Annotated in this window: 18 protein-coding genes and 2 pseudogenes; 18 read left to right on the top strand and 2 right to left on the bottom strand. The window is 41.1% G+C overall.

All coding sequences use genetic code 11. The features are described from left to right. Positions 1-579: 579 nt before the first annotated feature. Together M5X66_RS18890 and M5X66_RS18150 are read right to left on the bottom strand one after the other, a co-directional pair. Positions 580-697 (bottom strand): annotated as a pseudogene (locus M5X66_RS18890) (IS3 family transposase); the annotation flags it as partial. A 49-nt stretch (positions 698-746) separates the two neighbouring features. Next, a pseudogene (locus M5X66_RS18150) lies at positions 747-1,863 on the bottom strand (IS3 family transposase). 569 nt (positions 1,864-2,432) lie between these two features. On the opposite strand from M5X66_RS18150, the gene invF reads away from it, so the two are divergent. The 18 genes from invF (at position 2,433) to M5X66_RS18060 (ending at position 26,157) form a co-directional block, all read left to right on the top strand. Further along, a complete protein-coding gene (invF, locus tag M5X66_RS18145; RefSeq protein ID WP_154635822.1) occupies positions 2,433-3,194 on the top strand; it encodes an AraC family transcriptional regulator InvF in 762 nt (253 codons plus the stop codon). Then, on the top strand, positions 3,184-4,911 hold the full coding sequence (gene sctC / locus M5X66_RS18140) for a type III secretion system outer membrane ring subunit SctC (protein WP_036954466.1): 1,728 nt from the start codon (positions 3,184-3,186) through the stop codon (positions 4,909-4,911). The genes invF and sctC overlap by 11 nt, the downstream gene beginning before the upstream one ends. Then, positions 4,901-6,010, top strand: a complete 1,110-nt coding sequence (locus M5X66_RS18135; protein ID WP_036954254.1) for a YopN/LcrE/InvE/MxiC type III secretion system gatekeeper — start codon at positions 4,901-4,903, stop codon at positions 6,008-6,010. Before sctC ends, M5X66_RS18135 begins: the two co-directional genes overlap by 11 nt. Positions 6,011-6,044: 34 nt before the next feature. Next, on the top strand, positions 6,045-8,141 hold the full coding sequence (locus tag M5X66_RS18130; RefSeq protein ID WP_036954252.1) for an EscV/YscV/HrcV family type III secretion system export apparatus protein: 2,097 nt from the start codon (positions 6,045-6,047) through the stop codon (positions 8,139-8,141). A 17-nt stretch (positions 8,142-8,158) separates the two neighbouring features. Beyond that, positions 8,159-8,566: an SPI-1 type III secretion system chaperone SpaK gene (gene spaK / locus M5X66_RS18125; RefSeq protein ID WP_154635821.1), complete on the top strand. Its 408-nt coding sequence runs from the start codon at positions 8,159-8,161 to the stop codon at positions 8,564-8,566. Continuing rightward, the gene (sctN, locus tag M5X66_RS18120) at positions 8,563-9,849 is read left to right on the top strand and encodes a type III secretion system ATPase SctN (protein ID WP_154635820.1); all 1,287 of its coding nucleotides are present in this window, start codon (positions 8,563-8,565) and stop codon (positions 9,847-9,849) included. Before spaK ends, sctN begins: the two co-directional genes overlap by 4 nt. After that, positions 9,836-10,291, top strand: a complete 456-nt coding sequence (gene spaM / locus M5X66_RS18115) for an SPI-1 type III secretion system protein SpaM (RefSeq protein WP_154635819.1) — start codon at positions 9,836-9,838, stop codon at positions 10,289-10,291. The genes sctN and spaM overlap by 14 nt, the downstream gene beginning before the upstream one ends. After that, on the top strand, positions 10,279-11,154 hold the full coding sequence (locus tag M5X66_RS18110) for a SpaN/EivJ family type III secretion system needle length determinant (RefSeq protein WP_154635818.1): 876 nt from the start codon (positions 10,279-10,281) through the stop codon (positions 11,152-11,154). The genes spaM and M5X66_RS18110 overlap by 13 nt, the downstream gene beginning before the upstream one ends. Continuing rightward, positions 11,154-12,059: a YscQ/HrcQ family type III secretion apparatus protein gene (locus tag M5X66_RS18105; protein ID WP_154635817.1), complete on the top strand. Its 906-nt coding sequence runs from the start codon at positions 11,154-11,156 to the stop codon at positions 12,057-12,059. Before M5X66_RS18110 ends, M5X66_RS18105 begins: the two co-directional genes overlap by 1 nt. Positions 12,060-12,061: 2 nt before the next feature. Beyond that, the gene (locus M5X66_RS18100) at positions 12,062-12,730 is read left to right on the top strand and encodes an EscR/YscR/HrcR family type III secretion system export apparatus protein (RefSeq protein ID WP_036954242.1); all 669 of its coding nucleotides are present in this window, start codon (positions 12,062-12,064) and stop codon (positions 12,728-12,730) included. A gap of 32 nt (positions 12,731-12,762) precedes the next feature. Further along, on the top strand, positions 12,763-13,023 hold the full coding sequence (locus M5X66_RS18095; protein ID WP_154635816.1) for an EscS/YscS/HrcS family type III secretion system export apparatus protein: 261 nt from the start codon (positions 12,763-12,765) through the stop codon (positions 13,021-13,023). Between the two features lie 3 nt (positions 13,024-13,026). Further along, positions 13,027-13,800, top strand: coding sequence for a type III secretion system export apparatus subunit SctT (gene sctT, locus M5X66_RS18090; RefSeq protein WP_154635815.1), 774 nt, complete (start codon positions 13,027-13,029; stop codon positions 13,798-13,800). 4 nt (positions 13,801-13,804) lie between these two features. Next, positions 13,805-14,863, top strand: a complete 1,059-nt coding sequence (locus tag M5X66_RS18085) for an EscU/YscU/HrcU family type III secretion system export apparatus switch protein (RefSeq protein WP_036954235.1) — start codon at positions 13,805-13,807, stop codon at positions 14,861-14,863. Between the two features lie 142 nt (positions 14,864-15,005). Next, the gene (sicA, locus tag M5X66_RS18080) at positions 15,006-15,506 is read left to right on the top strand and encodes a type III secretion system translocator chaperone SicA (RefSeq protein ID WP_154635814.1); all 501 of its coding nucleotides are present in this window, start codon (positions 15,006-15,008) and stop codon (positions 15,504-15,506) included. Positions 15,507-15,508: 2 nt separating this feature from the next. Next, positions 15,509-17,287, top strand: coding sequence for a type III secretion system translocon subunit SctE (sctE, locus tag M5X66_RS18075; RefSeq protein WP_154635813.1), 1,779 nt, complete (start codon positions 15,509-15,511; stop codon positions 17,285-17,287). A 24-nt stretch (positions 17,288-17,311) separates the two neighbouring features. Beyond that, positions 17,312-18,544: an IpaC/SipC family type III secretion system effector gene (locus M5X66_RS18070; RefSeq protein WP_154635812.1), complete on the top strand. Its 1,233-nt coding sequence runs from the start codon at positions 17,312-17,314 to the stop codon at positions 18,542-18,544. Between the two features lie 93 nt (positions 18,545-18,637). Continuing rightward, positions 18,638-19,711, top strand: coding sequence for a type III secretion system needle tip protein SctA (gene sctA, locus M5X66_RS18065; protein WP_154635811.1), 1,074 nt, complete (start codon positions 18,638-18,640; stop codon positions 19,709-19,711). Between the two features lie 20 nt (positions 19,712-19,731). After that, entirely contained in the window at positions 19,732-26,157 is a 6,426-nt protein-coding gene (locus tag M5X66_RS18060) for a hypothetical protein (protein ID WP_270104059.1), read from the top strand. The last annotated feature ends 32 nt before the right edge of the window (positions 26,158-26,189 follow it).

Here is a 26,189-nt window from a genome sequence, read left to right as displayed (position 1 = left end):
AAATAGTATGTTGATATAATACTATTTATTTTTTAGTCGGTGTGAGTTGCGTGACTCAGTATGCATTTATTTATGAATGCCAGTATAAAAATTGATATGTATATAAAGATTTTTCTGGGGGAGGGGGAACTAAATTGTTTGACCTTTAGTGTTTAGCTCTTATCCCAAGCGGGATTGTCAGATAATAAATGGCAAATCAGCGATAAGCTTTGGGATGCATCATTGACTACGATGATAGTTATTCCTGCTATGAATGCCATCTTCTTTGTACTCAGAATGGGTTGACAATGGAATACCCTAAATGCCACAAAAATATGATCGTCAAGCCAGCTCACTGCAGATTACAGGAGTGGCGGGATCCTATGCATGGTTATTACTCATTTGCTAACAACAGGATACCATAGGCTTCTCCTGGCTAACTCTCGATTGCTGCATGACTAAATCGCCACTGGGTGTTTACAAAATATTCAGGAGCCTACAAGTAGGGGAAACAAGGCGTAAAACGTAGTTCGGGGTTGACTGATAAACTGGTCTCTTTTAATGATTGAGCTCATCGTTTTTTCTCAGGTCATTACCAACCCTTTTGGCGAAAAGCTCCTTCATTGCATGATTTTTAAGATTGACTTCAGCAAACATTTTTTAGCTTAGTATTTTCATCCTCAAGCTCTTTTAATTATTTAATATCATTAGTTTTCATACTAGAATCAGTGAGTATTGAAAATATTAACGATCTTGTCCACTTCCCTTTAATTGAGACACACCAACTTAGAGTTTTCTAACTGTTTTCGATATGTCTCCGGTGGGAGATTATTTAAACTTTCGTGAGTTCGATTGTGGTTATAATCTTGCAGCCAAAACCATGCTAATTCTCGAACTTGGCTCAACGATTCAAATAAATACTCATTTAAAAATTCACGACGGAACGAACCATTAAAACGCTCGATAAATCCATTTTGTTGCGGTTTTTCCGGTTGAATATGGCACAACGAAATTTGATTATCTTCACCATAATTCAATAAGTTAACTGAAATGAGTTCAGAGCCATTATCGACTCGGATCTGTTTCGGCAACCCTCTTTCGGCTTTTAAACGTTCAAGCACCCTGATGACGCGTTCAGCCGGTAATGACGTATCAATCTCAATCTCCAAGCATTCACGCGTTCCTTCATCAATAAGATTGAGAGTTCTGAAGGGCTTACCGCAATATAAACTATCGTGCATAAAATCCAATGCTCATTGAATATTCGGGACTTTTTCTATCACTAATGATTTTTTCACGTTTCGGAAGCACTTTTTTAACCCGTTGTTTCAGGTTCAATCCTAATTGACAATAAACTCGTTTATGATTAAAAGGATAGCCTTGAAATCTCAGTCGGAAATAGCATTTCCAAAATCCCGATTGTGGCGATTTAGCTAACACAGATTATTACCACACGGTCTTTTTGCGCCAATCTATTAGCTGACGGTAAAATGTGGCGCGTGCCAATGACGTCAGCTCACAAGCCTTAGTGACTGATAAACCAGCCTCTTTTAATGATTGAGTACAGGCTCTCTTTTCAGCCACTACCAACTCTTTTTTGCGAAAAGCTCCTTCATCGCATGATTTTCAAGGCTAACTTCCGCAAAGAGCTTTTTCAGTTTTATGTTTTCCTCTTCAAGCTCTTTTAATCGTTTAACATCATTAGCTTCCCTACCACCATACTTTGATTTCCAATTATAATAAGTGGCATTACTTATCCCATTTTGACGGCAAATATCTTCTACTTTCATCCCTGAATCAGTGAATATTGAAAATATTATCGATCTGAGTTTCAGTAAGATGGGATTTTTCATCATGACTTCTGCAACTGTTACAGCAGAAAATCTAATTATAGTTGTCTCATTTTTTTTGGATAGTTTTTTAGTCATCTAAAATAATTTTATTATTTATTTTATTCATAACTTGCTGCAATTTTTTTTGCTAATTTATTGATAGGAAGTGGGGATTTAATTTCAAACTTAATTAAATTTTTTATGATGTTGTTATTCTATCATCCGATTAGATGTTTTTTATTCTTAAATTTTGTGGTGAGATAGGGTATTTTAGTGTGATACATTTTTTCATGATTTGGTTTATGGAAGAGTTTTGTTTTTTGCGGATTATAATAATGAGATTTTTTGTGTGATTTTATTAATTTTTATTGGATTGTTAATTTAACGTTATTCTATTCTTATTTTTTAACTACCCACTGTTTTGGTATTGATATCTTATCAATTATATTAATGTGATATGGGATTTTCAAAAAAGTAAACCGAATAAAAGTTATTTGTTAAAAATACTTATGATTTTAATTAGTAATAATTGTAGGTGTAGTCATCATTTTTCCATCATGTTTTTTTTGGGTAATTAGGTGATCCTTATTACCTAATTATAATTACGTTGAGTTTAATCATATGCTAAATCCTGTTGAATGTTTAAAAAAAGAGGATGTTATAAAGGTATATAACTCAGAGGTTTGGTTATTAACGCCAAATCAAGGAGAGCGTTTTGTTTTTGATATTCATCAAGATAAAGCATATGAACAGTGCGAAATTGTAAAGAGTTCTTTATTGATTTTAAATCGTGTCTCTGTCCATATAAAAAGCGAAAGTGTTATTTTTAGGTCATTAAAATTAGCGCGTTTAAGTAAACTTCTTGCATTTATGGATATGGCTTTTGGGAAAAATTTAGCCAAAGTGAAGCCTCCTCACTGGATGGTGCTTGAGTTAAGTAATCCTGAGATATGTGAGGATATCAAAAGCTGTGAGCGTTGGTTTTTAAAACAATATATGACTCCAACAGAAGAGTTCACTTTTTTTATTTCTATGTTACGTCAAATGGAAAGTTATTGTGTCATTCAATTTCTTTTTAACCAATCAAAAAGTGGTAATACTTTGATTGAGTTAGGTGAGAATTATGGTGTTTCTTACTCGCATTTTCGTCGATTATGTAATCATGCATTGGGCGGTAAAGTAAAAAATGAATTGAGGATCTGGCGGATGGCTCAGTCGTTGCTTGAAAACATAGAAAAAGAAGGCAACTTAACTCAATTAGCCCTTAATAATGGTTATGCCTCATCATCTCATTTCTCTAATGAGATTAGAGAAATGATGGGGGTATCTCCTCGTGATTTATCAAATATTATTAGATTGGCTTCTATTCAAAATGAAAACTAAAGTTATTTTTTCAGCGTTGTTTTTGTGTCTGGTGTCATATGGGATTACTGCGCCTCAAGCCGCCGAATTATCTGTGGAGTTAAATGCGAAAGGTGATCATGGTTACGTTGCAAAAGATGATAGCTTACGTAGCTTTTTTGAAGCTATGGCTGCCAAGCTTAATGAGCCCGTGATTGTTAGTAAACTTGCTGCAAGAAAAAAAATCACAGGGACTTTTGATTTCAGTCGACCAAAAGAGCTATTAGATAAGCTTTCTTTCCAATTAGGATTGCTTTGGTATTTTGATGGGCAAGCTATTTACATTTATGATGCGAGCGAAATTCGAAATGCTGTAATTTCATTACAAAATATCTCATTGACGTCATTTAATGATTTTCTTCGTAAGTCAGGGCTGTATGACCAGCGTTATCCTTTAAGAGGTGATAACAATAGTAATACGTTTTATGTTTCAGGTCCTCCTGTTTTTGTTGAGTTAATTGTTAATACGGCTACCTTAATTGATAAAAAAGATGAAGGTATTCAACTCGGAAAACAAAAAATAGGTGTTATTAGATTAAATAATACTTTTGTTAATGATCGTGTATATAAATTACGCGGTCAGGAAATTGCCATTCCTGGAATGGCGACAGTTATTGAGAATTTATTAGAGGGAGAAAAGCAACCTTTAGCTAATAATATTCTGAATAAACAAATTACTGAAATGCCTGATTTTGTTTCTGAAATGAACGGAACATCATCTGGTCCATTGAATTATAACTCTAACGTTAGTTTACCAGAGGCTTTAAAGCAAACCGCAGCTGCCGGTGATATTAAAGTTATTGCTTATCCTGGAACAAATAGCTTATTAGTTAAGGGAACTGCAGAACAAGTTGATTTTATTGAGTTATTAGTTAGAACGTTAGATATTACCAAACGTCATGTTGAATTATCTCTTTGGATTATTGATTTAAATAAAAGTGATTTGGATCAATTAGGTGTGGTATGGAGCGGAGGGATCAATTTAGGCGACAAATTAAGTATGTCTTTTAACCAGTCCACACCAATAAGTACGTTGGATGGCGGGAAGTTTATTGCTTCTGTGTATGCGCTTGAGCAAAAAAAACAAGCAACCGTTGTTTCCCGACCCGTTATTATGACGCAGGAAAATATTCCAGCGATTTTCGATAATAACCGAACATTCTATACCAAGCTCATTGGCGAGCGGACTTCCAGCTTAGCCGATGTTACTTATGGGACTTTGATTAGTGTTCTTCCTCGATTTGCTGCAGATGGACAAATCGAAATGTTACTGGATATTGAAGACGGTAATGAAGCGAGGACGGCTGATTATAGCAATGAAGAGAATGTTGATGTTTTACCTGAAGTTGGAAGAACCCATATCAGTACGATTGCTCGTGTCCCACAAGGTAAAAGTTTATTAATTGGAGGGTATACGCGTGATGCAAATTCTCAAGATTTACAGAAAGTTCCATTTCTAGGTGATCTTCCTTTTGTTGGCGGATTATTTCGTTATAACAATCAGAATAAGAGTAATACTGTTCGCGTTTTTTTAATTCAACCTAAAGAGATTGTTGAACCATTAATGTTTGATGCGAACGATGTTGCATTAAAGGTTACGAAAGAAGGCGGAGCTGATATTACCGATGATCCGTTACATAAATGGGTTATTAGTTTTTTAAATCGCGACACTGAATTAGAGCTGAATAATGGCAATTAATGTTTCCCCTGGCGGATTAATTTCTGCGAAAGTTCTTGCAAGGCAGGCTGCGCAGCAAGAGGTTAATCGACATAATGATGCTCGTCAAGCTGAGGCTTTGCAGACAGAGGATACTTCTCCCGGCGCTGAGATACAAAGATTTGTTCAATCTACAGATGAAATGTCTGCAGCGATGGCGCAATTTCGAAATCGACGCGATTACGATAAAAAAGCGGGAGAATTATCGAGTAGTTTTGAACGGGTTTTAGATGAGGATATTCTTCCTAAAGCCCAGAAAATACTGCAAACAGCCAAGCTTCAGAATGTTACTGCGGATGAATTATTACGACAAGCTCAAAAACTGTTTCCTGATCCGAGTGATTTAGTTTTAGTTTTAAGAGAATTGCTAAAACGAACTAAGTTAAGTGAAGCTGTACGTAAGAAATTACAAGTTTTATTGAAAGAGGTTGAAGCTCAAGCTGATCCTAAAATGCTTAAAGCAGGGATTAACTGTGCTCTTAAAGCGCGTTTGTTTGGTAAGTCGATGAACCTACAACCTGGGTTATTAAGGGCTAGTTATAGGCATTTTATTCAAAGTGAGTCTGACGAAATAGATACGTATAGTGATTGGGTAAGTAGTTATGGTTATCAAAGACGTTTAATTGTTTTGGATTATATTGAAGGTGCATTATTAAGCGACATTGATTCTTTAGATCCAAGTTGTTCTCATTTAGAGTTTGGATATTTATTAGGTCGATTAAGTCAGCTTAAATCACTACGTTCTGCGGATCTTTCTTTTATAGGGAAGCTAGTATCAAGCTCTTCTATATCGAGTTTTAACGTCGCAGAATCAGTTTGGTTATTGTTGATGTTTTCGCTATTAAAAGAACCCCATGCGGTTGATGCAATATTATCCGATATTCTTGGGGATGAGATTTTATTAAAAAGTCATAAAGAACATAGTGTGTTGCTATATGAATTATATATCGCCAGTAAAACATTACCGTCAACGTTATTTTTTGACCCAAGTTGGCGAGAGGATTTACTAGATTCTTTACGGAATATGGCTGATATCGCTTATCGAAATGAATTAATTGAGCAACGCCGTCGAACTAATTAATGATATTTTACCTATTCTATCAGGATAATTCATAGTGTTTAACTCTCTGCTTAATGGTGTCAGGCTTCGTCCTGAATTAATAATTTTGTTATTAATGGTAATGATAATTGCAATGTTTATCATTCCATTACCCACGTATTTAGTAGACTTTTTGCTCGCATTAAATATGGTTTTAGCCATATTAGTGTTCATGGGCTCTTTCTATATTGATCGGATTTTAAGTTTTTCTACCTTTCCAGCGGTACTATTAATCACCACGCTTTTTCGTTTAGCTCTTTCAATTAGTACGAGTCGTCTGATTCTAATTGAAGCAGACGCCGGGGAGATTATTGCTACGTTTGGGCAGTTTGTCATAGGAGATAGCTTAGCTGTTGGTTTTGTTGTGTTCTCAATCGTCACTATTGTTCAGTTTATTGTTATTACCAAAGGTTCTGAACGTGTGGCTGAGGTTGCAGCTCGATTTTCTCTTGATGGGATGCCGGGTAAACAGATGAGTATTGATGCGGATTTGAAAGCTGGGATCATTGATGCTGATGCGGCTCGAGAACGACGCAGTGTTTTGGAAAGAGAAAGCCAGCTATATGGTTCTTTTGATGGTGCAATGAAATTCATTAAAGGGGATGCTATTGCTGGGATTATTATCATCTTTGTTAACTTTATTGGCGGGATCTCCGTTGGAATGACTCGCCACAATATGGATTTTTCTGGGGCTCTTTCTACCTATACGATGTTGACCATCGGTGACGGTCTTGTTGCTCAGATCCCTGCTCTATTAATTGCGATCAGTGCTGGATTTATTGTGACTCGTGTTAATGGTGATAGTGACAACATGGGTCGTAATATTATGGGGCAGTTACTCGGAAATCCTTTTGTTCTAGCGGTAACCGCAGTACTGACGATTGCTATGGGGACATTACCTGGTTTTCCTTTCCCTGTTTTTATTATTTTATCTACTGTATTAGGTATTCTGTTTTATTTTAAATGGCGCTCAAGTAAATCTTCAGATTCTTTAATGAAGAAAGGGAGTGATAAACCTATATCTCGATTTGGGGACGCCAAAGGAGATACATCGGCTACTAATACGAGTGCTCAAGATAATTCGTCATTGGGTTTAATTACAAACCTTGACAAAGTCTCAACTGAAACTGTTCCATTAATTCTTTTGGTACCCAAAAATCGATGTGCTGCATTAGAGAAAAGTCAATTTATTGAGCGTTTACAGAGCCAGTTTTTTATTGATTATGGTGTGAGGCTCCCTGATATGCTGTTACGTGATAGCAATCAAGAGTCGATGGATAATACGGTTTCGTTACTCATTAATGAAATTCGCGTTGATCAATTTGAACTGTATTTTGACTTAGTTCGTATTATTAATTATTCGGATGAAGTGAACTCTCTTGGGATTGACCTTACCTATAGTCATTACGGGGCTAGCACCTGTGTATGGGTTCATCCGTCTCATAGCGAAATATTAGAGAAACTAGGTTATCAATTACGTTCCGCAACAGATGAACTGTATCATTGTATTTCTGTGTTATTAGTTCGTAATGTCCATGAGTATTTTGGCATACAAGAAACTAAACATATGCTGGACCAACTCGAAGATAAGTATCCTGACTTGCTCAAAGAGGTTTTACGACATGCAACGGTTCAGCGTATCTCGGAAGTGTTCCAACGATTATTAAATGAAAGAATTTCTATTCGTAATATGAAATTAATAATGGAAGCTCTCGCACTTTGGGCTCCGAGAGAGAAAGATGTTATCAACCTTGTTGAGCATGTTCGAGGAATGATGGCTCGCTATATTTGCCATAAATTTGCGTATGGCAGTGAGTTACGTGTAGTCATGATCTCATCCGAAGTAGAAGATATTATTCGTAAAGGAATTAGGCAAACATCAGGGAGTGCATTCCTTAATTTAGAACCTGAAACGATGGACAGTTTAATGGATCTATTTTCTTTAGGTCTTAATGAGTTACCGATAGCACATAAAGATATTGTGTTATTAACATCTGTGGATGTTCGCCGATTTATTAAAAAATTAGTTGAAAATCGTTTTCCAGATTTGGAAGTAGTCTCTTTTGGGGAGATAACAGATAGCAAATCTGTAAATGTTATAAAAACAATCTAAATCAAGGTTAATTATTTATGAATACGTTAGACATTGCACAATTAGTCCGTTCTGCTCTGGAATCTCATGGCTGTGATCCCTCATTAATTAGCGATATTGATAATCATTCAACAATTGTTCTTGATTTATTTGATTTACCAAGTATTTACATTAGCGTTGTTGATGAGGATGTTTGGTTATGGGCATCTCTGTGTGATTATTCTGATTCTGTTCTTGATCAACGTGCTTCTGGATTATTACGCGCATTAATGGCGGGATGCTCATTTATGAGAACAGGGCAGTTACAGTTAACGAATCAAGATAATGCATTAGTATTACAAGGATTAGTTCATCAAGATAATTTATTGGATAGTGCAAAATTTGCAGAGTCATTAAATGAATTCTTTAATCAATTAGAGCATTTTTGTCAGTCATTATTACGATGAAATCACTTCGTTTACTTCAAAAGTTAGCACACCCTCAGCGAATATCTGGACCAATATTAGAAGCAGAGTTACCAGATGTTGCAATTGGTGAGCTGTGTAATATTCGAGCTCATTGGCAAGATGACTCTGTGATTGCGCGTGCGCAGGTTGTGGGATTACAACGTGACTGTACTGTTTTAAGTTTAATCGGTAATGCTAATGGATTAACGCGTAACGCGGTTATTGTACCGACAGGACGAGCATTATCCGTCCCATTAGGTAACTTTGTTTTAGGCTCAGTTATTGATCCTACGGGACGAATTGTTGAGCGTTTTGCATCAGAAATTCCTTCTACTAAAGAAGAGCGCATGATTGATGTTGCTCCTCCGGAATATTTTTCTCGTGTAGGGGTGAATGAACCATTAGTTACAGGGATCAGGGTGATTGACGGTGTTCTCACTTGTGGTGTTGGTCAACGTATCGGAATTTTTGCATCTGCTGGCTGTGGTAAAACAATGCTGATGCATATGCTTATTGACCAAACGGAAGCCGATGTTTTTGTTATCGGATTAATTGGTGAGCGGGGGCGTGAGGTCACTGAATTTGTGTCAACGTTACAAGGATCACCAAAAAAAGATCGCTGTGTTTTGGTGTTTGCAACTTCTGATTTTTCCTCTGTTGATAGGTGTAATGCTGCATTACTAGCAACCACAGTTGCCGAGTTTTTTAGGGATCAAGGAAAGCGAGTTGTTTTATTTATTGATTCAATGACTCGTTATACTCGTGCGTTACGTGATGTTGCACTTGCTGCGGGGGAAGCCCCCGCTCGCCGTGGTTATCCTGCATCTGTTTTTGACAGTTTACCTCGGATACTTGAGCGTCCTGGCGCAACAAACAAAGGAAGTATCACCGCGTTTTATACTGTTTTATTAGAAGGTGAAGATGAGCCCGATCCAATGGCGGATGAAATTCGTTCGATTCTTGATGGGCATTTTTATTTGAGCCGAAAATTAGCAGGACAAGGTCATTATCCTGCTATCGATGTTCTCAAAAGCGTTAGCCGGGTCTTTGGTCAAATAACGACGGAAGAACATCAATCGGTCGCCTTCAATGTTCGAAAGCTAATTACGAAGCTTGATGAGTTGCAGATTTTTATTGATCTTGGTGAATATAAACACGGCGAAAACTCTGAAAATGATTTTGCTATGAATATGAGAGAGCCATTGAAACGATGGTTATGTCAGCCAATAAATCAATATTCGTCGTTCTCAGATACGTTACGGGGAATGTATGCCCTTTCGTAAGAAAATTAGGACATTGATTCATCGTTGCCAACTATCACAATCACGTTGTGATGTTCAGATTGCGGGATTATCTCGTGAAATCCAAGAATTGATGTCATCAAAAGAGTCTATCCAGGTTCAAATTGAGGGATTAAGGCAGTTATTAAAAACACAACGAGTAAATGCCGAAACGTTAAATCGAGAGCAATTAAATGCCATGTTGCGTAAGCAATCTGTACTTAGGCGTAAGATATACGAGTGTAATACGTTGATAAGTCAAATTATCGAGCAGTGTAAAGAGTTAGAAGAAAAACGGGTAGCGTTACAACAAAAACGACAATATTGGTTGCGAAAAGAAGAAAACTATAACCGTTGGTTATCAAAGCAAAAGCAACAAATCTATTTATTTAATTTACGTCAAGATGAAATTGAACAAGAGGAAAGAATACAATGGAATCTATAGCATTTTCTAACATTGGTGAAAAAACGGATATCGTTTTGCAGGAAAATGTGGAAAGTCTTGATGAAATTTTACGTTCTAAAGTTGAGGATAAGTCTAACTCTAACTCAGAGGAGCGTGAAGATGAGATGCTTTCTATGGAAGGATTCCTGGGGGCTCCATTAGCGATGTTATCAACAATATCTACTAAATATCAACGCGGTGTTCAGTCTCAAGAGCAAAAGAATAAAAATGGAATGGGGAATTTCCGTAATGACAATTTGCTTTCATTGAAATTAAATAACACGAAATCAATACTGAATGTAGGGGAAGGCAAAGCTTTAGCTAGAGGAGAATCTGCATCGGTTAAAAATTCTGAACCCCTTGATGTTATTAGGCAAAAATTAATTAGCAGTGAAGAAATATCAACGGATGGCGAAGATAGTCTTCTATCATCATTGAAAAAAGATAATGTTTCAACATTCAAAAGTGCTGAAGGCGGTGCGTTGTCTATGACAATGTTATCGGCATCAACATTATCATCTTCATCTGTCGTCGATGCAAAAATGAACGCGAGTTTATTACATAGTTCGACTTTAGAAGCCAAGATCCAGGCTGCGGTAGAAAATAGAAAAACGTTGGATACTTCAAGTATGGACTCAAATTCATTGACATATCGCTTTCAGCGTTGGGGAGGCGAGTATTCAGTGAATATTCAAGCTCAAAGTGGCTCAATGATGCTATCTCCTTCAGATGCGCTTGTTGAACAGAAATTAAATGATAATTGGCAATCCGGAAATCCTCATCGTTGGCATTTAGTCCAAGAGGACAATAGAGATGGGCACCAGTCTCAAAATCAGCACATGACTGATGATGAGGAGGATTAATGTCATTTCGGTTAAAAAAAATAGCTCAAAATGAGCTTCTTCTTTCCAGTGCTGCGGCTATTTGGCAGCGACAAGGTGAGGTGGCCTCGATTGGTTTCCCCCCCAAACATGGTAAATGGGTTAAGTGTGGTGATTCTCAACGTCTTTGGGAAGGTTGGATATTATTAACTGATTGGCTTGAAGCGATTTCTCCTGAGTTAGCAAAATTGGCTGTCTCTGCAAAAGCAGAAAATCAGATTATTCATTGGTTGGTCTCTAAAGAGCGACCATTTGAATGTCCTATGCATGAATTAGGCTATCAACGGCTATGGTTTAGTGATGTGATATCTGGAGAACATTTACCTGATAAAGCATTGTTACGCATATTGAGTAGTCATGGGCCTATATGGCTTGAAAAAGTCCCCAAAATTGGACCAAAAAAAGTATCCATTGTGCCCTCTAATTTATCTTGGCCAATATCGTTAAGTCTAGGATATAGCAAGGTTCAATTGAAGGTGTTAGAACAGATTGAACTTGGGGATGTATTACTCATTCAGACAAAATTATCTGAAGTATTTTGTTATACAAAAAAATTAGGTCTTTTTCAGTATGTTGATGAGGGGGTGATTATGGAAGTACAAGATCTTAATAATACCGAGGAGATGCATAGTGATGCCTCAAGTGTTGACTCTATTCAGAAGATGGATGCAATCCCAGTTAAGATGGAGTTTATTTTACATCGTAAACATTTAAGTTTATTGGAACTACAATGTTTATATGAGGGTCATGTTTTTCCGTTACCAAATGACTCCGAATCTCGTATTGAAGTTCGTGTCAATGATGTTTTATTGGGATATGGTGAATTAGTTCAACTGGATGATTCATTAGGCGTTGAAATAACTAAGTGGTTAAATGAGAGTAAGTAATAATGACTAATGATATTTCGTTGATTGCTATATTAGCATTTTTTACATTATTACCATTTATTATTGCTGCGGGTACTTGTTTTTTAAAGATTTCAATTGTTTTTATTATGGTACGGAACGCATTGGGCTTACAGCAAGTTCCATCTAATATGGTGCTCAATGGAATAGCATTATTACTTTCTTTGTTTGTTATGTTACCGATTACACAAGAAGCTTATGATTATTATAATGATGAAAATGTCAATTTTAATGATGCAACATCGCTGAGTCAGTTTGTTGATAATGGGTTAGTTGGTTATCGTGAGTATTTAACTAAATATTCTGATAAAGAATTAGTTAAGTTTTTTGAAAAAATACAATTAAATCGTATTCAAGAAGGTAATGAAACGACAGTGACAGATGATGATTTAGATGAACCCTCTATTTTTTCTTTGTTACCAGCATATGCTTTGAGTGAAATAAAGAGTGCATTTAAAATAGGATTTTATATTTATTTGCCTTTTGTTGTTATTGACCTTGTTGTGTCGAGTGTTTTACTCGCGTTGGGTATGATGATGATGAGCCCTGTCACCATATCAACACCAATTAAATTGATATTATTTGTTGCATTTGATGGATGGACCTTATTATCTGAGGGACTCGTTATGCAATATATGGAATTAGCTAAGTGAGGATGATGGAATATAGGTGAAATGGTGTATATATGAATGATTTAGTTTTTGCTGGAAATAAATCACTGTATTTAGTTTTAATTTTATCTAGTTGGCCAATTATTATTGCGACAGTAATTGGTTTACTCGTTGGTTTATTTCAGACGGTAACTCAATTACAAGAACAAACATTACCATTTGGTCTCAAATTACTTGGGGTTTGTTTGTGTTTTCTATTACTTTCAGGTTGGTATGGTGATGTGCTTCTTTCCTTCAGTCGAGAGGTATTAAATTTAGCTCTTATTAAGGGATGATGAATGTCATTTGACCTATTTTTTGAAGCTCATGCATGGGTTTATACGGCATCATTGGGGCTTGCTCGGGTGTCTCCAGTCTTCTTTATGCTACCATTTTTAAATAATAATGTGCTAACTGGCGTTGTTCGTAATTCAGTAATCGTTATTGTTGCTGTTAGTGTATGGCCGTATGAAGTGTCTTCAACAGAATTACCGAACACACTTCCAGCAATAGCCGTAATCGCTCAAGAAGTCATCATTGGCCTTATTCTTGGTTTTCTCGTTGCGTGGCCTTTTTGGGTTATGCATGCATTAGGTAATATTGTTGATAACCAAAGAGGTGCAACATTAAGTAGCACAATTGACCCAGCTAATGGTATTGATACTTCTGAAATGGCAAATTTTTTAAATCTATTTACTGCTGTGATTTTTTTACAAAATGGAGGATTACAGATGATGGTAGAGACTTTCTATGAAAGTTATCAATTATGTAATCCTACGGAGTCATGCTTTCCTTCTTTACCGCCTGTACTCAGTTTTATTAATACAATTACAGCGCAATCATTTGTTTTAGCGAGTCCTATTTTGGCAGTTTTATTATTATCAGAGGTTGTTTTAGGTTTACTTTCTAGATTTGCACCACAAATGAATGCTTTTGCAATTTCGTTAACGATTAAAAGTGGTCTTGCTGTACTTATTATGTTGTTTTATTTTTCACCTGTTTTTCCAGATAATATATTAAAATTATCATTTACGCCTGCTTTACTAGATACTTGGATTTCAGATATTAAGTGATCTTATGTCATCGAACAAAACAGAACAGCCTACACGGAAAAGACTAGAAGAAGCGAAAAAAAAAGGACAGTCATTTAAGAGTAAAGACTTTATTGTCGCATGTTTGACGCTGGGTGGTATTTTATATCTCGTTTCTTTTAGTTCTTTTGATGAATTTATGGGGATGATTAGGATATTTCTTCAGTCTGAAAACCCCCAGAGTATTACGGACTATTCTAAAGCTGTGTTCATGTTAGGAATGAAGTTTCTTCTTCCTTTCATTGCATTGTGTGTTTTTATATCGGCATTACCTGCATTATTGCAAGTCGGGTTTGTTTTAGCTACCGAAGCACTGAAACTTAATTTATCAGCATTGAATCCTGTTCAAGGTGTTAAGAAGCTGTTTAGCCTTAGAACTATTAAAGATACGATTAAAACTTTGCTCTATCTTTCTTGTTTCATTATCGCTATTACTATCGTCTGGAAAAATAATAAAGAATTATTATTTTCTCAAGTTAATGGTGATTTATTCGGTGTGGCAATTGTTTGGGAAAAGTTATTATTTTCTTTAGTCATTATATGCCTTGGTTGTTCTCTTATTATATTATTATTAGATGCACTCGCTGAATACTTTCTTACCATGAAAGATATGAAAATGGATAAAGAAGAAGTTAAACGAGAAATGAAAGAGTCTGAGGGAAATCCAGAAATTAAGGCTCGTCGACGCGAAATTCATATGGAAATATTATCAGAGCAAGTTAAATCTGATATTGAAAACTCTCGACTTATTGTTGCTAACCCAACACATATTGCTATCGGTATTTACTTCAGGCCGGATTTATCACCAATTCCTTTAATTTCAGTTCGAGAAACTAATCAAAAAGCATTAGCTGTTCGTGCTTATGCTGAAAAAGTCGGAGTTCCTGTTATTACTGATATTAAATTAGCTAGACGGATATACAAAACTCACCGTCGTTATGATTTTGTTTGTCTTGAAGAGATTGATGAGGTATTGCGTCTCTTGGTGTGGTTAGAGGAAGTTGAGAATGCAGGAATAGGGGAGTCAGTAAATAAAAGTGAGTGATAGCTATTTAAATAGAATACTGCATTTTTGTGTGAGCGATTTTTGAATGTAGTCAGTTTAGTCTTAAGTTTAAATATAACCATAAAGCTGAGTCAGTCATTTTCGTAAATGTGACTCAGCGATATAAAAACGGAGATTTATTATGAGTGTTGATAAAAGCGTAAATGATGAAGAGCGTGTTATTGAGATGCTATGGGATGCCATAAGTAATGGCGCCACATTGAAAGATGTGCATGGCATACCTGAAAATATGATGGAGGGGTTATATGCACACGCTTATGATTTCTATAATAAAGGGCGCTTGGATGAAGCCGAAACATTTTTCCGTTTTTTATGTCTTTATGATTTTTACAATCCAAATTACACCATGGGATTGGCGGCTGTTTGCCAGTTGAAAAAACAATATCAAAAAGCTTGCGATCTTTATGCCGTGGCTTTCGCCTTATTAAAAAATGATTATAGACCTGTTTTTTTTACGGGGCAGTGTCAGTTAATGATGAGTAAAGCCGCGAAAGCAAAACAGTGTTTTGAATTAGTGTATGAACGATCAGAGGATGAATCTTTAAAATCAAAAGCCTTCATTTATTTGGAAACACTTAAGGAGGTTGCAGATAATTCATCCAATAAACCAAAAGAGGAATAGGTATGAATAACTCAGGTATCACTGGTGGTCTTGGGGGGCGCATTGACCCATCATTAGCGAGAGCTGCGTTTGAGCATGTTCGTAAGGGCGATAATTTTGTTCAGGCAGCAGATGAGGCATTAAAAGCTGTTTTGGCGTCAAAAGCAAGTGAAACCGATGCTGTATCACCCACGAAGATAGATGCTAATGGTTTAAAGTCTGTTCCATTAACACCGCCTTCAGCAGAGGCGAAAGAGGCATTAAATTCCGAAGGGACTCTAACGTTTCTATTAGGGCAATTGATGGCATTGATGGGCGAGGTTTCTATCTCTCAGTTGGAAGCCCGTTTAGATGCATGGAAAGCGATGGTAGAGGCTAATAAAGCCTTGAGTGACAAAATCTCATCTGACTTTCAATCTGCAGCAGCTGATGCTGAGAAAGCGATGGATTCCTACCAGGATGCTCTTGAGGAATTAAGAAATATTAAACAAAAGCAAGAAGCTCAGTCCAAAGTTTTACAAAGTGCCCAAGAGAAGTTGTCAAAGCTAAAACCAGGTGATTCAGGTTATCAAGAGGCTTTGGCTAGTGTTGAACAAGCGTCTAAAGAGGCTGAGTCGCTACAAAAACAATCCGAGGCTGCTGAACAAAAAGCCATGAGCGCCCATGCGGATGCGACTGAGAAAGCAGAAAAAGCGGATAAAATTTTAACGCAATCTCAAGGTTTAAACCTTCCCCGTAGCCAAAATGAACAAAATGCTGAGGATAACCTGACAAGTGTTGCCAGGATGACGATGCTGATGTCAATGTTTGTTCAATTAGTGGGTAAAAATAGTGAAGAATCTTTAAAAGCTGATTTAGACATCTTTAAAGCTTTGCAAGAAGGTCGCCAAAAAGAAATGGAAACTAAAGCGGCTGAGTATGCAAAAGAAGTCCAAAAAGCCGAAGAAGTTAATAGGATCATGGGCTGTGTGGGGAAAATTGTTGGTGCATTATTAACGATTGCTAGCATAGTTGGTGCGGTATTCTCTGGGGGGGCTAGTTTAGCATTGGCCGCGGCTGGTGTGGCGTTAATGGTGGCTGATGAAGTTACGAAAGCTGCTACTGGTACCTCGTTTATACAGCAGGCGCTTAATCCGATAATGGAAAATATATTGAAGCCATTGATGCAGGCCATAGGTAAGGCACTTTCAGACGTATTGGGTGCTTTAGGGGTAGATAAGAAAACGGCTGACTTAGTCGGAAGTATTTTAGGGGCTGTATTGGCTGCTGTTGCGATGGTTGCCGTGATTGCCGTCGTTGCGGTTGTCGGTAAAGGGGCTGCGTCAAAGCTTGGCGATATGATGAGTAAGTTGTTGGGAGAGTCAATCAAAAAACTCATGCCAACGGTTTTACGTCAGCTTGCTAGTAATGGTAGTAAAGTATTATCGCAAGGAATGCAGCGCCTAACGAATGGGTTAGGGGAGCTCGGCGCTAAGGCGGGATTAAAGGCTGATGCATTATCTAAAGAGCTGATTGGTAATACAATTAACAAAACAGTTTTAGGTCTGGAAGTTGCCCATACCGGTGCTCAGTCCACAGGTAATATTACTCAAGGGGTATTTTTAAAGAACTCCACTGAGGCACTTGCCGACTTTACAGTAGCAAAAGCATCGAATGAACAAATTCAAATGTGGTTACGTGAGGCTGTTGAGAAATTCAGTAATGACTTAAAAGTGACACAAGAATTACAACAAATGTTATCAGCGGCAGCACAGAACAGTGCTGAAACTGCTCGTGCAATATTACGCCAAAGTCGTGCATAAATTTTATTTAATAGGGAGAATAATATGTTACCAGTTAATAGTACTCATGTTCAACCTGCAGGTTTGACTAATTACGCAACACAAGATACTCCAGTTACTGGTGCTAAAGTGGGGATCAGCGCGGCTGATTTATTACCGATTTTAGCTAGTGTTGGAAAGAATGATATCGCAATTCAATCTTTTTTTACTGGTCCTGAGTTAGCCGCACCAGGAAAAGCGCCTTCACCAGAGGTATTAAGTGAGCTAGTCTTGTTTTTACAAGGTAAAGCGGAAGACCCTGAATTTTCAGGTGATATCAGTAAGCTCCATTCAAAACTGTCTACTCAGGTTGATGAGCTGATTCAAAGTAAAATGAAAGAAACTGGACTTGAAGAAGGAAAATTCCTCGACATTTCAGGCTTTTCTTCAAGGGCGGTGTCGTTGTTAGTGGCTGCAAATATTTTGATGTTGTCATTAAGTCAAGCAGAAACTCACTTGAGCTCTAAGTTATCATTAGTGAGCTTTGAAGCAACAAAAATGACGGCGGCTTCTTTGGTTAGAGAAGGTATGGATATGCTTTCGGGGGCGATTTCACAATCGGCCTTGCAGTTAGGTATTACAGCTGTTGGTGCTAAAAAAGAGCATTCTGGTATTCAACATGAGCGTGGTGCATTAAAGAATAATGCGGCAAAGATTAATAAGTTATCATCTGAAGCAACCGGTATTCAACGCACGTTGACTGAGCACCACCGAGTTCAGTTAGGGGCTGATAATGTTGATGGTTTAACATCATTAAATTTAAATTCTCCGAATCCAAGAGTGAATGCGGGATTATCAGGGGTAGATGTTGTTGATGGTGCTGCTTCAAGCTCGATTGAATTAGGCGCAAGCAATAAGACTTTATCTGCTGAGCATAAGGCTGTTTTACAAAAAAGATTAGAATCAGTTAATCACGATGTTGCCAACGAAGAACTTGCATTAGGTGATAATAAACTCAAGGCCAGAAATAAGCAAATGGTCGGTGGGGCTATTATGAATTCGGGGGCGAGTGTGGGCGGCGTTGCTGCATCTGGTGGACAGTATGCTGCAACGATGGAACGTTCTGAGCAACAAATTAGTACAGCAAGTAGCCGTCTGTCCGGTGAAGCTTCAGATAATACCAAAGATGCGGCTAAAAAATCCAAAGAATTATTGCAGGAATTATTGCGTCTTATGAATGAGATCAATCAATCGAAGAGTGCAACAGCTTCTGCTATCGCAGGAAACATCCGCGCTTAATCTCGATTGGTAATTTCTTCATCACTTCACCTTATTGGTTATTTTCATTTCCCCATGATGTCGTTAACGTCGTGGGGATTATAGGGGAATTTTATGTTTAGCATTTCTAATACTTCTACTCCTCGAACTTCTCAGCTAAATCCTACCGAACAATCCCAAACCAATGTATCGACAGAGGTAAAGCAAGAAGCAGGGACCGAAAAAAAAGAGGTAGGACATCATGGTTTGCACTTTTCTGCTTTGCAATATGCTGACTTAAAAGTAAAACAACTGTTAAGCCTAAATGGTGAGCGACCGACATTAGAGACAATGAATGAAAAAATTAATGAGCGGGTTTTAACAAGACAGCATGTTGAGGGGGCATTAAAAAGTTTAGCAAGTAGCCATGTAGTATTGACTGAAGAACAAAAGCAACAATTACAGCAAGGGTTTGGAGAGAATTTACCTAAATTACTGATGTTGAACGCCGGTGATAATACTATCTCCGGGCAAGTCATGATGTCTGATGCTGAATTATGGGAAAAAATTTCTGAGAGTATCGGTGATATCAATGACAGCTATTTAAAAATGTATGAAAGTACGGTGGCGGGATATACCTACTTTTATCAAAAGTTTAGTGAAAAAATATTGGCTCAAATGGGCTCATGGGTTCAGCCGGGTAAAGATGGTAATTCAGTAAAGCTCTCAGCAAGAGCTATAACAGATACACTATGGGGTATTCTTAATGCTTGTAAGGGGGAGAAGGGCACTGAAGATCCTTCATATGTGCTACTTCCTCCTCAATCAGGTGGTTCACCTGTTGAGACGTTTACTGAAGATGAGGCAAAAATGTGGGCTGCTGAATTGGGTTTGCCATCCAGTTGTGTTCAACCAAGAAATGGCGGTTATGTTGTTCTTCCGGATCTGACGCCTTTAGAAACGATGCTAAATGAACTTGAGGAGCTTAAGCAGGCTTCGAGTAATGGCTCTGTATTAGAGCTTGACAACGCAAAATATCAAGCTTGGCAAGCCGGGTTTAAATCTCAGGAAGAAAATTTAAAAACGACGCTTCAGACATTGACGCAAAAATACAGTAATGCAAATTCACTATACGATAATTTAGTTAAGGTTTTAAGTAGTACAATAAGTAGTTGTTTAGAAACAGCAAAAAGTTTTTTACAAGGTTAAGTTTTTAGGAGAGTGATATCATGAATCCTGCTGGTTTGTCGAGTGCGGTATCGCTAGGTAATCTGGCTCCAGATATGAGCAATGTAAATAACATTCAAACGCCATTAGGGGGCAGTGTTCGCGGGGTTGAAGGGAGTCGAATACAGCGGAGTCACTCCTGTCCAGATTTGTCGGGAGGAAAGCTTGAGCTTTTCGCTGCATTTCAGCGTAAAGCGAATTTGGATGCCTTAATTGATACTGTTAAATCTGAATCTGCTCAGCAGAAGTTACGTGATATCTTAACTCAATCGCCTAATGCTTCAGCTAAGCATGAAGTTGAGCGATTCGCTACCGTTTTTCGTCAATTAAAGCAAAATCCAGACCTTACCCCAGCTCAACAAGGTCTTCTTTTAGAGCTTGCAGAACAATATGCTGAAAAAATTATCGCGGATGGTTTAGGCAGTAAATCTGCATTTGGTCCATGGAATGGATCGAATCAAAAGGATTTTAAAAAACGCCAAGAATTAGAACATAGATTAGCTAGTTTAGTCTGTGAATGTACTCAAGGTGATGGTCTGGCGTTGGGTAATCACTTTGCACAAAAAGAAGTTTTGCCATTTATCTTATCTTGCTTACAAGACCAATTTGGTTGTGGGCTCAGTGACGAATCAGCTCAGCAAATAGTGCAATTAGTTGACAAAGCGGCAATGCAGGCTTTAGAAGCTATCCGTCACCGCTATCTTGACTTGATAGATGAACAAGGTATGGGGGTTGGTAAACAGGCTCGTGACCTTGAGACTATCGGGATGATGCCTTTGCTTTTAAGAAATATATTGGCAACTATCCCTAAAGATTTATTACCCGATGAAGTTGATGCAACAATACCACGACAACCGAGAGATGCTGAGCCTGCTGGGCCAGCTGATCCCAATGCCCCTACTGGTCCTACAGACCCATTAGACAGAGGGATAACCATTAATGTTGGTGGGATTAGTATTGATAATCGTAGCTATCATTATGATAGTCATGATATTACGACCACTAATAACACCAATGGAAACGATCCTCTGGTAACGAAAGGGTATGAGGATGCTAGCACATCAACGGATGATGATCTTTCTGCAACTGGCGGTCGAGAGGCCACCGGTGGTGGTCATGGTGGCGATATCACCTCGAGTGGTGAAGGTCGTGACGCCATTTCTTCAGGCAGTCAAACCCCGGATGATGATCTTTCTGCGACTCGGGGTCGAGAGGCTGCCGGTGGTGGTCATGGTGGCGATATCACCTCGAGTGGTGAAGGTCGTGACGCCATTTCTTCAGGCAGTCAAACCCCGGATGATGATCTTTCTGCGACTCGGGGTCGAGAGGCTGCCGGTGGTGGTCATGGTGGAGATATCACCTCGAGTGGTGAAGGGCGTGACGCCATTTCTTCAGGCAGTCAAACCCCGGATGATGATCTTTCTGCGACTCGGGGTCGAGAGGCTGCCGGTGGTGGTCATGGTGGTGATATCACCTCGAGTGGTGAAGGTCGTGACGCCATTTCTTCAGGCAGTCAAACCCCGGATGATGATCTTTCTGCGACTCGGGGTCGAGAGGCTACCGGTGGTGGTCATGGTGGTGATATCACCTCGAGTGGTGAAGGTCGTGACGCCATTTCTTCAGGCAGTCAAACCCCGGATGATGATCTTTCTGCGACTCGGGGTCGAGAGGCTGCCGGTGGTGGTCATGGTGGTGATATCACCTCGAGTGGTGAAGGGCGTGACGCCATTTCTTCAGGCAATCAAACCCTGGATGATGATCTTTTTGCGACTCGGGGTCGAGAGGCTACCGGTGGTGGTCATGGTGGTGATATCACCTCGAGTGGTGAAGGTCGTGACGCCATTTCTTCAGGCAGTCAAACCCCGGATGATGATCTTTCTGCGACTCGGGGTCGAGAGGCTGCCGGTGGTGGTCATGGTGGTGATATCACCTCGAGTGGTGAAGGGCGTGACGCCATTTCTTCAGGCAATCAAACCCCGGATGATGATCTTTCTGCGACTCGGGGTCGAGAGGCTGCCGGTGGTGGTCATGGTGGCGATATTACCTCGAGTGGTGAAGGTCGTGACGCCATTTCTTCAGGCAATCAAACCCTGGATGATGATCTTTTTGCGACTCAGGGTCGAGAGGCTTCCGGTGATGGTCTCTATTATGGGGTCTTACTTAAAGATAATTTACGCTCTTCTGAGTTACCGAGTGAGACGGTGGCTCGCGGGGTAGGATTTGATCCGGCGCAAGCGTTACTGTCTGCCACCCGCCGTGCTTTAGAGCAGAAGGACAATCAACGTTCGGATGAGGCGAAAGGCTTGGAGCAGCTGCGTAATGCGCTATTACCAAGTTCATCGACGGAGAGACATGCAGCCTTGCAAAGCACGAGTGATGCGCCGGAATATCATGAGCAACTGAATACGTTGACCAATATCTTGCAAAATCACCCGGGGTTAGAGCGTAATCGTCCGGTATTGCAAGGGTTTGCGATGATGTTAAACCGAGTCTCGGGACTGTCTGAGCAAACGCCAAGCAGCCCATTGTTGGGGGCTATCCTGGCGGGATTGAATGTGCCGGCAGCGGGCGGTCATGGCGGTAATGCCGCGAACGCGTCGACGGTGACGGATGCCAACGGACATTCGGGCTCTCAAGGTGATAATGCCGGAACGGGGCTCTCTGACACGCAACCAGGGGCATCAGGCTCTGAGCGCGTGAGCCGCGGGACGGATTCAGGCATGCCTTCGGACGGCAATGGTGATGTCACGCCAAATGGTCGTGATGGAGCGTCTGGGGGGAATGGCCGTGGTGACGTCGGTCACTCAAGTCACGGTGGCGCGTCCGGTGAACAAGGGGGCAATGGCGTCTCCGGTGGCAATGGTCAAGGTGGCGCCGCGGGAAATCCGGGGGCGGTTGCTAACGACGGTATTAATCCGGTTTCACCATCGGCTAACGGGGCTTATGAGGGGGTCTTACTTAAAGATAATTTACGCTCTTCTGAGTTACCGAGTGAGACGGTGGCTCGCGGGGTAGGATTTGATCCGGCGCAAGCGTTACTGTCTGCCACCCGCCGTGCTTTAGAGCAGAAGGACAATCAACGTTCGGATGAGGCGAAAGGCTTGGAGCAGCTGCGTAATGCGCTATTACCAAGTTCATCGACGGCGAGACATGCAGCCTTGCAAAGCACGAGTGATGCGCCGGAATATCATGAGCAACTGAATACGTTGACCAATATCTTGCAAAATCACCCGGGGTTAGAGCGTAATCGTCCGGTATTGCAAGGGTTTGCGATGATGTTAAACCGAGTCTCGGGACTGTCTGAGCAAACGCCACACAGCCCATTGTTGGGGGCTATCCTGGCGGGATTGAATGTGCCGGCAGCGGGCGGTCATGGCGGCAATACCGCGAACGCGTCGACGGTGACGGACGCCAACGGACATTCGGGGTCTCAAGGTGATAATGCCGGAACGGGGCGCTCCGACACGCAACCAGGGGCATCAGGCTCTGAGCGCGTGAGCCGCGGGACGGATTCAGGCATGCCTTCGGACGGCAATGGTGATGTCACGCCAAATGATCGTGATGGAGCGTCTGGGGGGAATGGCCGTGGTGACGTCGGTCACTCAAGTCACGGTGGCGCGTCCGGTGAACAAGGGGGCAATGGCGTCTCCGGTGGCAATGGTCAAGGTGGCGCCGCGGGAAATCCGGGGGCGGTTGCTAACGACGGTATTAATCCGGTTTCACCATCGGCTAACGGGGCTTATGAGGGGGTCTTACTTAAAGATAATTTACGCTCTTCTGAGTTACCGAGTGAGACGGTGGCTCGCGGGGTAGGATTTGATCCGGCGCAAGCGTTACTGTCTGCCACCCGCCGTGCTTTAGAGCAGAAGGACAATCAACGTTCGGATGAGGCGAAAGGCTTGGAGCAGCTGCGTAATGCGCTATTACCAAGTTCATCGATGGCGAGACACGCAGCCTTGCAACGCACGAGTGATGCACCGGAATATCATGAGCAACTGAGTACGTTGACCAATATCTTGCAAAATCACCCGGGGTTAGAGCGTAATCGTCCGGTATTGCAAGGGTTTGCGATGATGTTAAACCGAGTCTCGGGACTGTCTGAGCAAACGCCACACAGCCCATTGTTGGGGGCTATCCTGGCGGGATTGAATGTGCCGGCAGCGGGCGGTCATGGCGGTAATGCCGCGAACGCGTCGACGGTGACGGACGCCAACGGACATTCGGGCTCTCAAGGTGATAATGCCGGAACGGGGCACTCCGACACGCAACCAGGGGCATCAGGCTCTGAGCGCGTGAGCCGCGGGACGGATTCAGGCATGCCTTCGGACGGCAATGGTGATGTCACGCCAATTGGTCGTGATGGAGCGTCTGGGGGGAATGGCCGTGGTGACGTCGGTCACTCAAGTCATGGTGGCGCATCCGGTGAACAAGGGGGCAATGGCGTCTCCGGTGGCAATGGTCAAGGTGGCGCCGCGGGAAATCCGGGGGCGGTTGCTAACGACGGTATTAATCCGGTTTCACCACCGGCTAACGGGGCTTATGAGGGGGTCTTACTTAAAGATAATTTACGCTCTTCTGAGTTACCGAGTGAGACGGTGGCTCGCGGGGTAGGATTTGATCCGGCGCAAGCGTTACTGTCTGCCACCCGCCGTGCTTTAGAGCAGAAGGACAATCAACGTTCGGATGAGGCGAAAGGCTTGGAGCAGCTGCGTAATGCGCTATTACCAAGTTCATCGATGGCGAGACACGCAGCCTTGCAACGCACGAGTGATGCACCGGAATATCATGAGCAACTGAGTACGTTGACCAATATCTTGCAAAATCACCCGGGGTTAGAGCGTAATCGTCCGGTATTGCAAGGGTTTGCGATGATGTTAAACCGAGTCTCGGGACTGTCTGAGCAAACGCCACACAGCCCATTGTTGGGGGCTATCCTGGCGGGATTGAATGTGCCGGCAGCGGGCGGTCATGGCGGTAATGCCGCGAACGCGTCGACGGTGACGGACGCCAACGGACATTCGGGCTCTCAAGGTGATAATGCCGGAACGGGGCGCTCCGACACGCAACCAGGGGCATCAGGCTCTGAGCGCGTGAGCCGCGGGACGGATTCAGGCATGCCTTCGGACGGCAATGGTGATGTCACGCCAATTGGTCGTGATGGAGCGTCTGGGGGGAATGGTCGTGGTGACGTCGGTCACTCAAGTCATGGTGGCGCATCCGGTGAACAAGGGGGCAATGGCGTCTCCGGTGGCAATGGTCAAGGTGGCGCCGCGGGAAATCCGGGGGCGGTTGCTAACGACGGTATTAATCCGGTTTCACCACCGGCTAACGGGGCTTATGAGGGGGTCTTACTTAAAGATAATTTACGCTCTTCTGAGTTACCGAGTGAGACGGTGGCTCGCGGGGTAGGATTTGATCCGGCGCAAGCGTTACTGTCTGCCACCCGCCGTGCTTTAGAGCAGAAGGACAATCAACGTTCGGATGAGGCGAAAGGCTTGGAGCAGCTGCGTAATGCGTTATTACCAAGTTCATCGACGGCGAGACACGCAGCCTTGCAACGCACGAGTGATGTACCGGAATATTATGAGCAACTGAATACGTTGACCAATATCTTGCAAAATCACCCGGGGTTAGAGCGTAATCGTCCGGTATTGCAAGGGTTTGCGATGATGTTAAACCGAGTCTCGGGACTGTCTGAGCAAACGCCAAGCAGCCCATTGTTGGGGGCTATCCTGGCGGGATTGAATGTGCCGACAGCGGGCGGTCATGGCGGTAATGCCGCGAATGTGTTGACCGTAACTGAGACGAAGAATGGTGATTCAAATTCAGCATTAAATGCAGCTGCATCAAAATTGGCAACCGCACTGGATGTCAATACAAATCAAAATAGTGATTTAATTGGTGCCGCGAAGCAAACAATGCGAGCAACTGAAGAGGTATTGGCTAATCTTGCCGGACGATCCCAAAATTCAAGTTCAGCATTAAATGTAGCGGCATCAAAATTGGCAACCGCACTGGATGTCAATACAAATCAAAATAGTGATTTAATTGGTGCCGCGAAGCAAACAATGCGAGCAACTGAAGAGGTATTGGCTAATCTTACCGGACGCTCCCAAAATTCGAGTTCAGCATTAAATGTAGCTGCATCAAAATTGGCAACCGCACTGGATGTCAATACAAATCAAAATAGTGATTTAATTGGTGCCGCGAAGCAAACAATGCGGGCAACTGAAGAGGTATTGGGGAATCTTACAGGAAGCTCAGTACAATCGAGCTCAGTATTACGGGAGGCTACATTGAGATTTACCAATAATATAAATATTGAGTCGTCTCGTCATCATGATGTTGTGGATGCGACAAGGAAGGTTCTTGAAAAGACGCAAGAGTTATTAAGTAAATCAACATTGAGTAGTGATAAAAGTAAGTAAGTTGAATTGTTAGGAAATAGTAGCCATATAAT

This window comes from Providencia sp. PROV188, assembly GCF_027595165.1.
GTDB lineage: Bacteria > Pseudomonadota > Gammaproteobacteria > Enterobacterales > Enterobacteriaceae > Providencia > Providencia lanzhouensis.
Note: the sequence above shows the minus strand (reverse complement) of the source record. Positions and strands in the feature narration are given on the sequence as shown.

Coding starts and splice junctions, on each gene's coding strand:
- M5X66_RS18105 (WP_154635817.1), top strand. CDS start 11,154: ATGTCATTTCGGTTAAAAAAAATAGCTCAAAATGAGCTTCTTCTTTCC.
- M5X66_RS18070 (WP_154635812.1), top strand. CDS start 17,312: ATGTTACCAGTTAATAGTACTCATGTTCAACCTGCAGGTTTGACTAAT.
- M5X66_RS18085 (WP_036954235.1), top strand. CDS start 13,805: ATGTCATCGAACAAAACAGAACAGCCTACACGGAAAAGACTAGAAGAA.
- sctE (WP_154635813.1), top strand. CDS start 15,509: ATGAATAACTCAGGTATCACTGGTGGTCTTGGGGGGCGCATTGACCCA.
- spaK (WP_154635821.1), top strand. CDS start 8,159: ATGAATACGTTAGACATTGCACAATTAGTCCGTTCTGCTCTGGAATCT.
- M5X66_RS18060 (WP_270104059.1), top strand. CDS start 19,732: ATGAATCCTGCTGGTTTGTCGAGTGCGGTATCGCTAGGTAATCTGGCT.
- M5X66_RS18135 (WP_036954254.1), top strand. CDS start 4,901: ATGGCAATTAATGTTTCCCCTGGCGGATTAATTTCTGCGAAAGTTCTT.
- M5X66_RS18110 (WP_154635818.1), top strand. CDS start 10,279: ATGGAATCTATAGCATTTTCTAACATTGGTGAAAAAACGGATATCGTT.
- M5X66_RS18095 (WP_154635816.1), top strand. CDS start 12,763: ATGAATGATTTAGTTTTTGCTGGAAATAAATCACTGTATTTAGTTTTA.
- sctC (WP_036954466.1), top strand. CDS start 3,184: ATGAAAACTAAAGTTATTTTTTCAGCGTTGTTTTTGTGTCTGGTGTCA.
- sctN (WP_154635820.1), top strand. CDS start 8,563: ATGAAATCACTTCGTTTACTTCAAAAGTTAGCACACCCTCAGCGAATA.
- sctA (WP_154635811.1), top strand. CDS start 18,638: ATGTTTAGCATTTCTAATACTTCTACTCCTCGAACTTCTCAGCTAAAT.
- sicA (WP_154635814.1), top strand. CDS start 15,006: ATGAGTGTTGATAAAAGCGTAAATGATGAAGAGCGTGTTATTGAGATG.
- spaM (WP_154635819.1), top strand. CDS start 9,836: ATGCCCTTTCGTAAGAAAATTAGGACATTGATTCATCGTTGCCAACTA.
- sctT (WP_154635815.1), top strand. CDS start 13,027: ATGTCATTTGACCTATTTTTTGAAGCTCATGCATGGGTTTATACGGCA.
- invF (WP_154635822.1), top strand. CDS start 2,433: ATGCTAAATCCTGTTGAATGTTTAAAAAAAGAGGATGTTATAAAGGTA.
- M5X66_RS18100 (WP_036954242.1), top strand. CDS start 12,062: ATGACTAATGATATTTCGTTGATTGCTATATTAGCATTTTTTACATTA.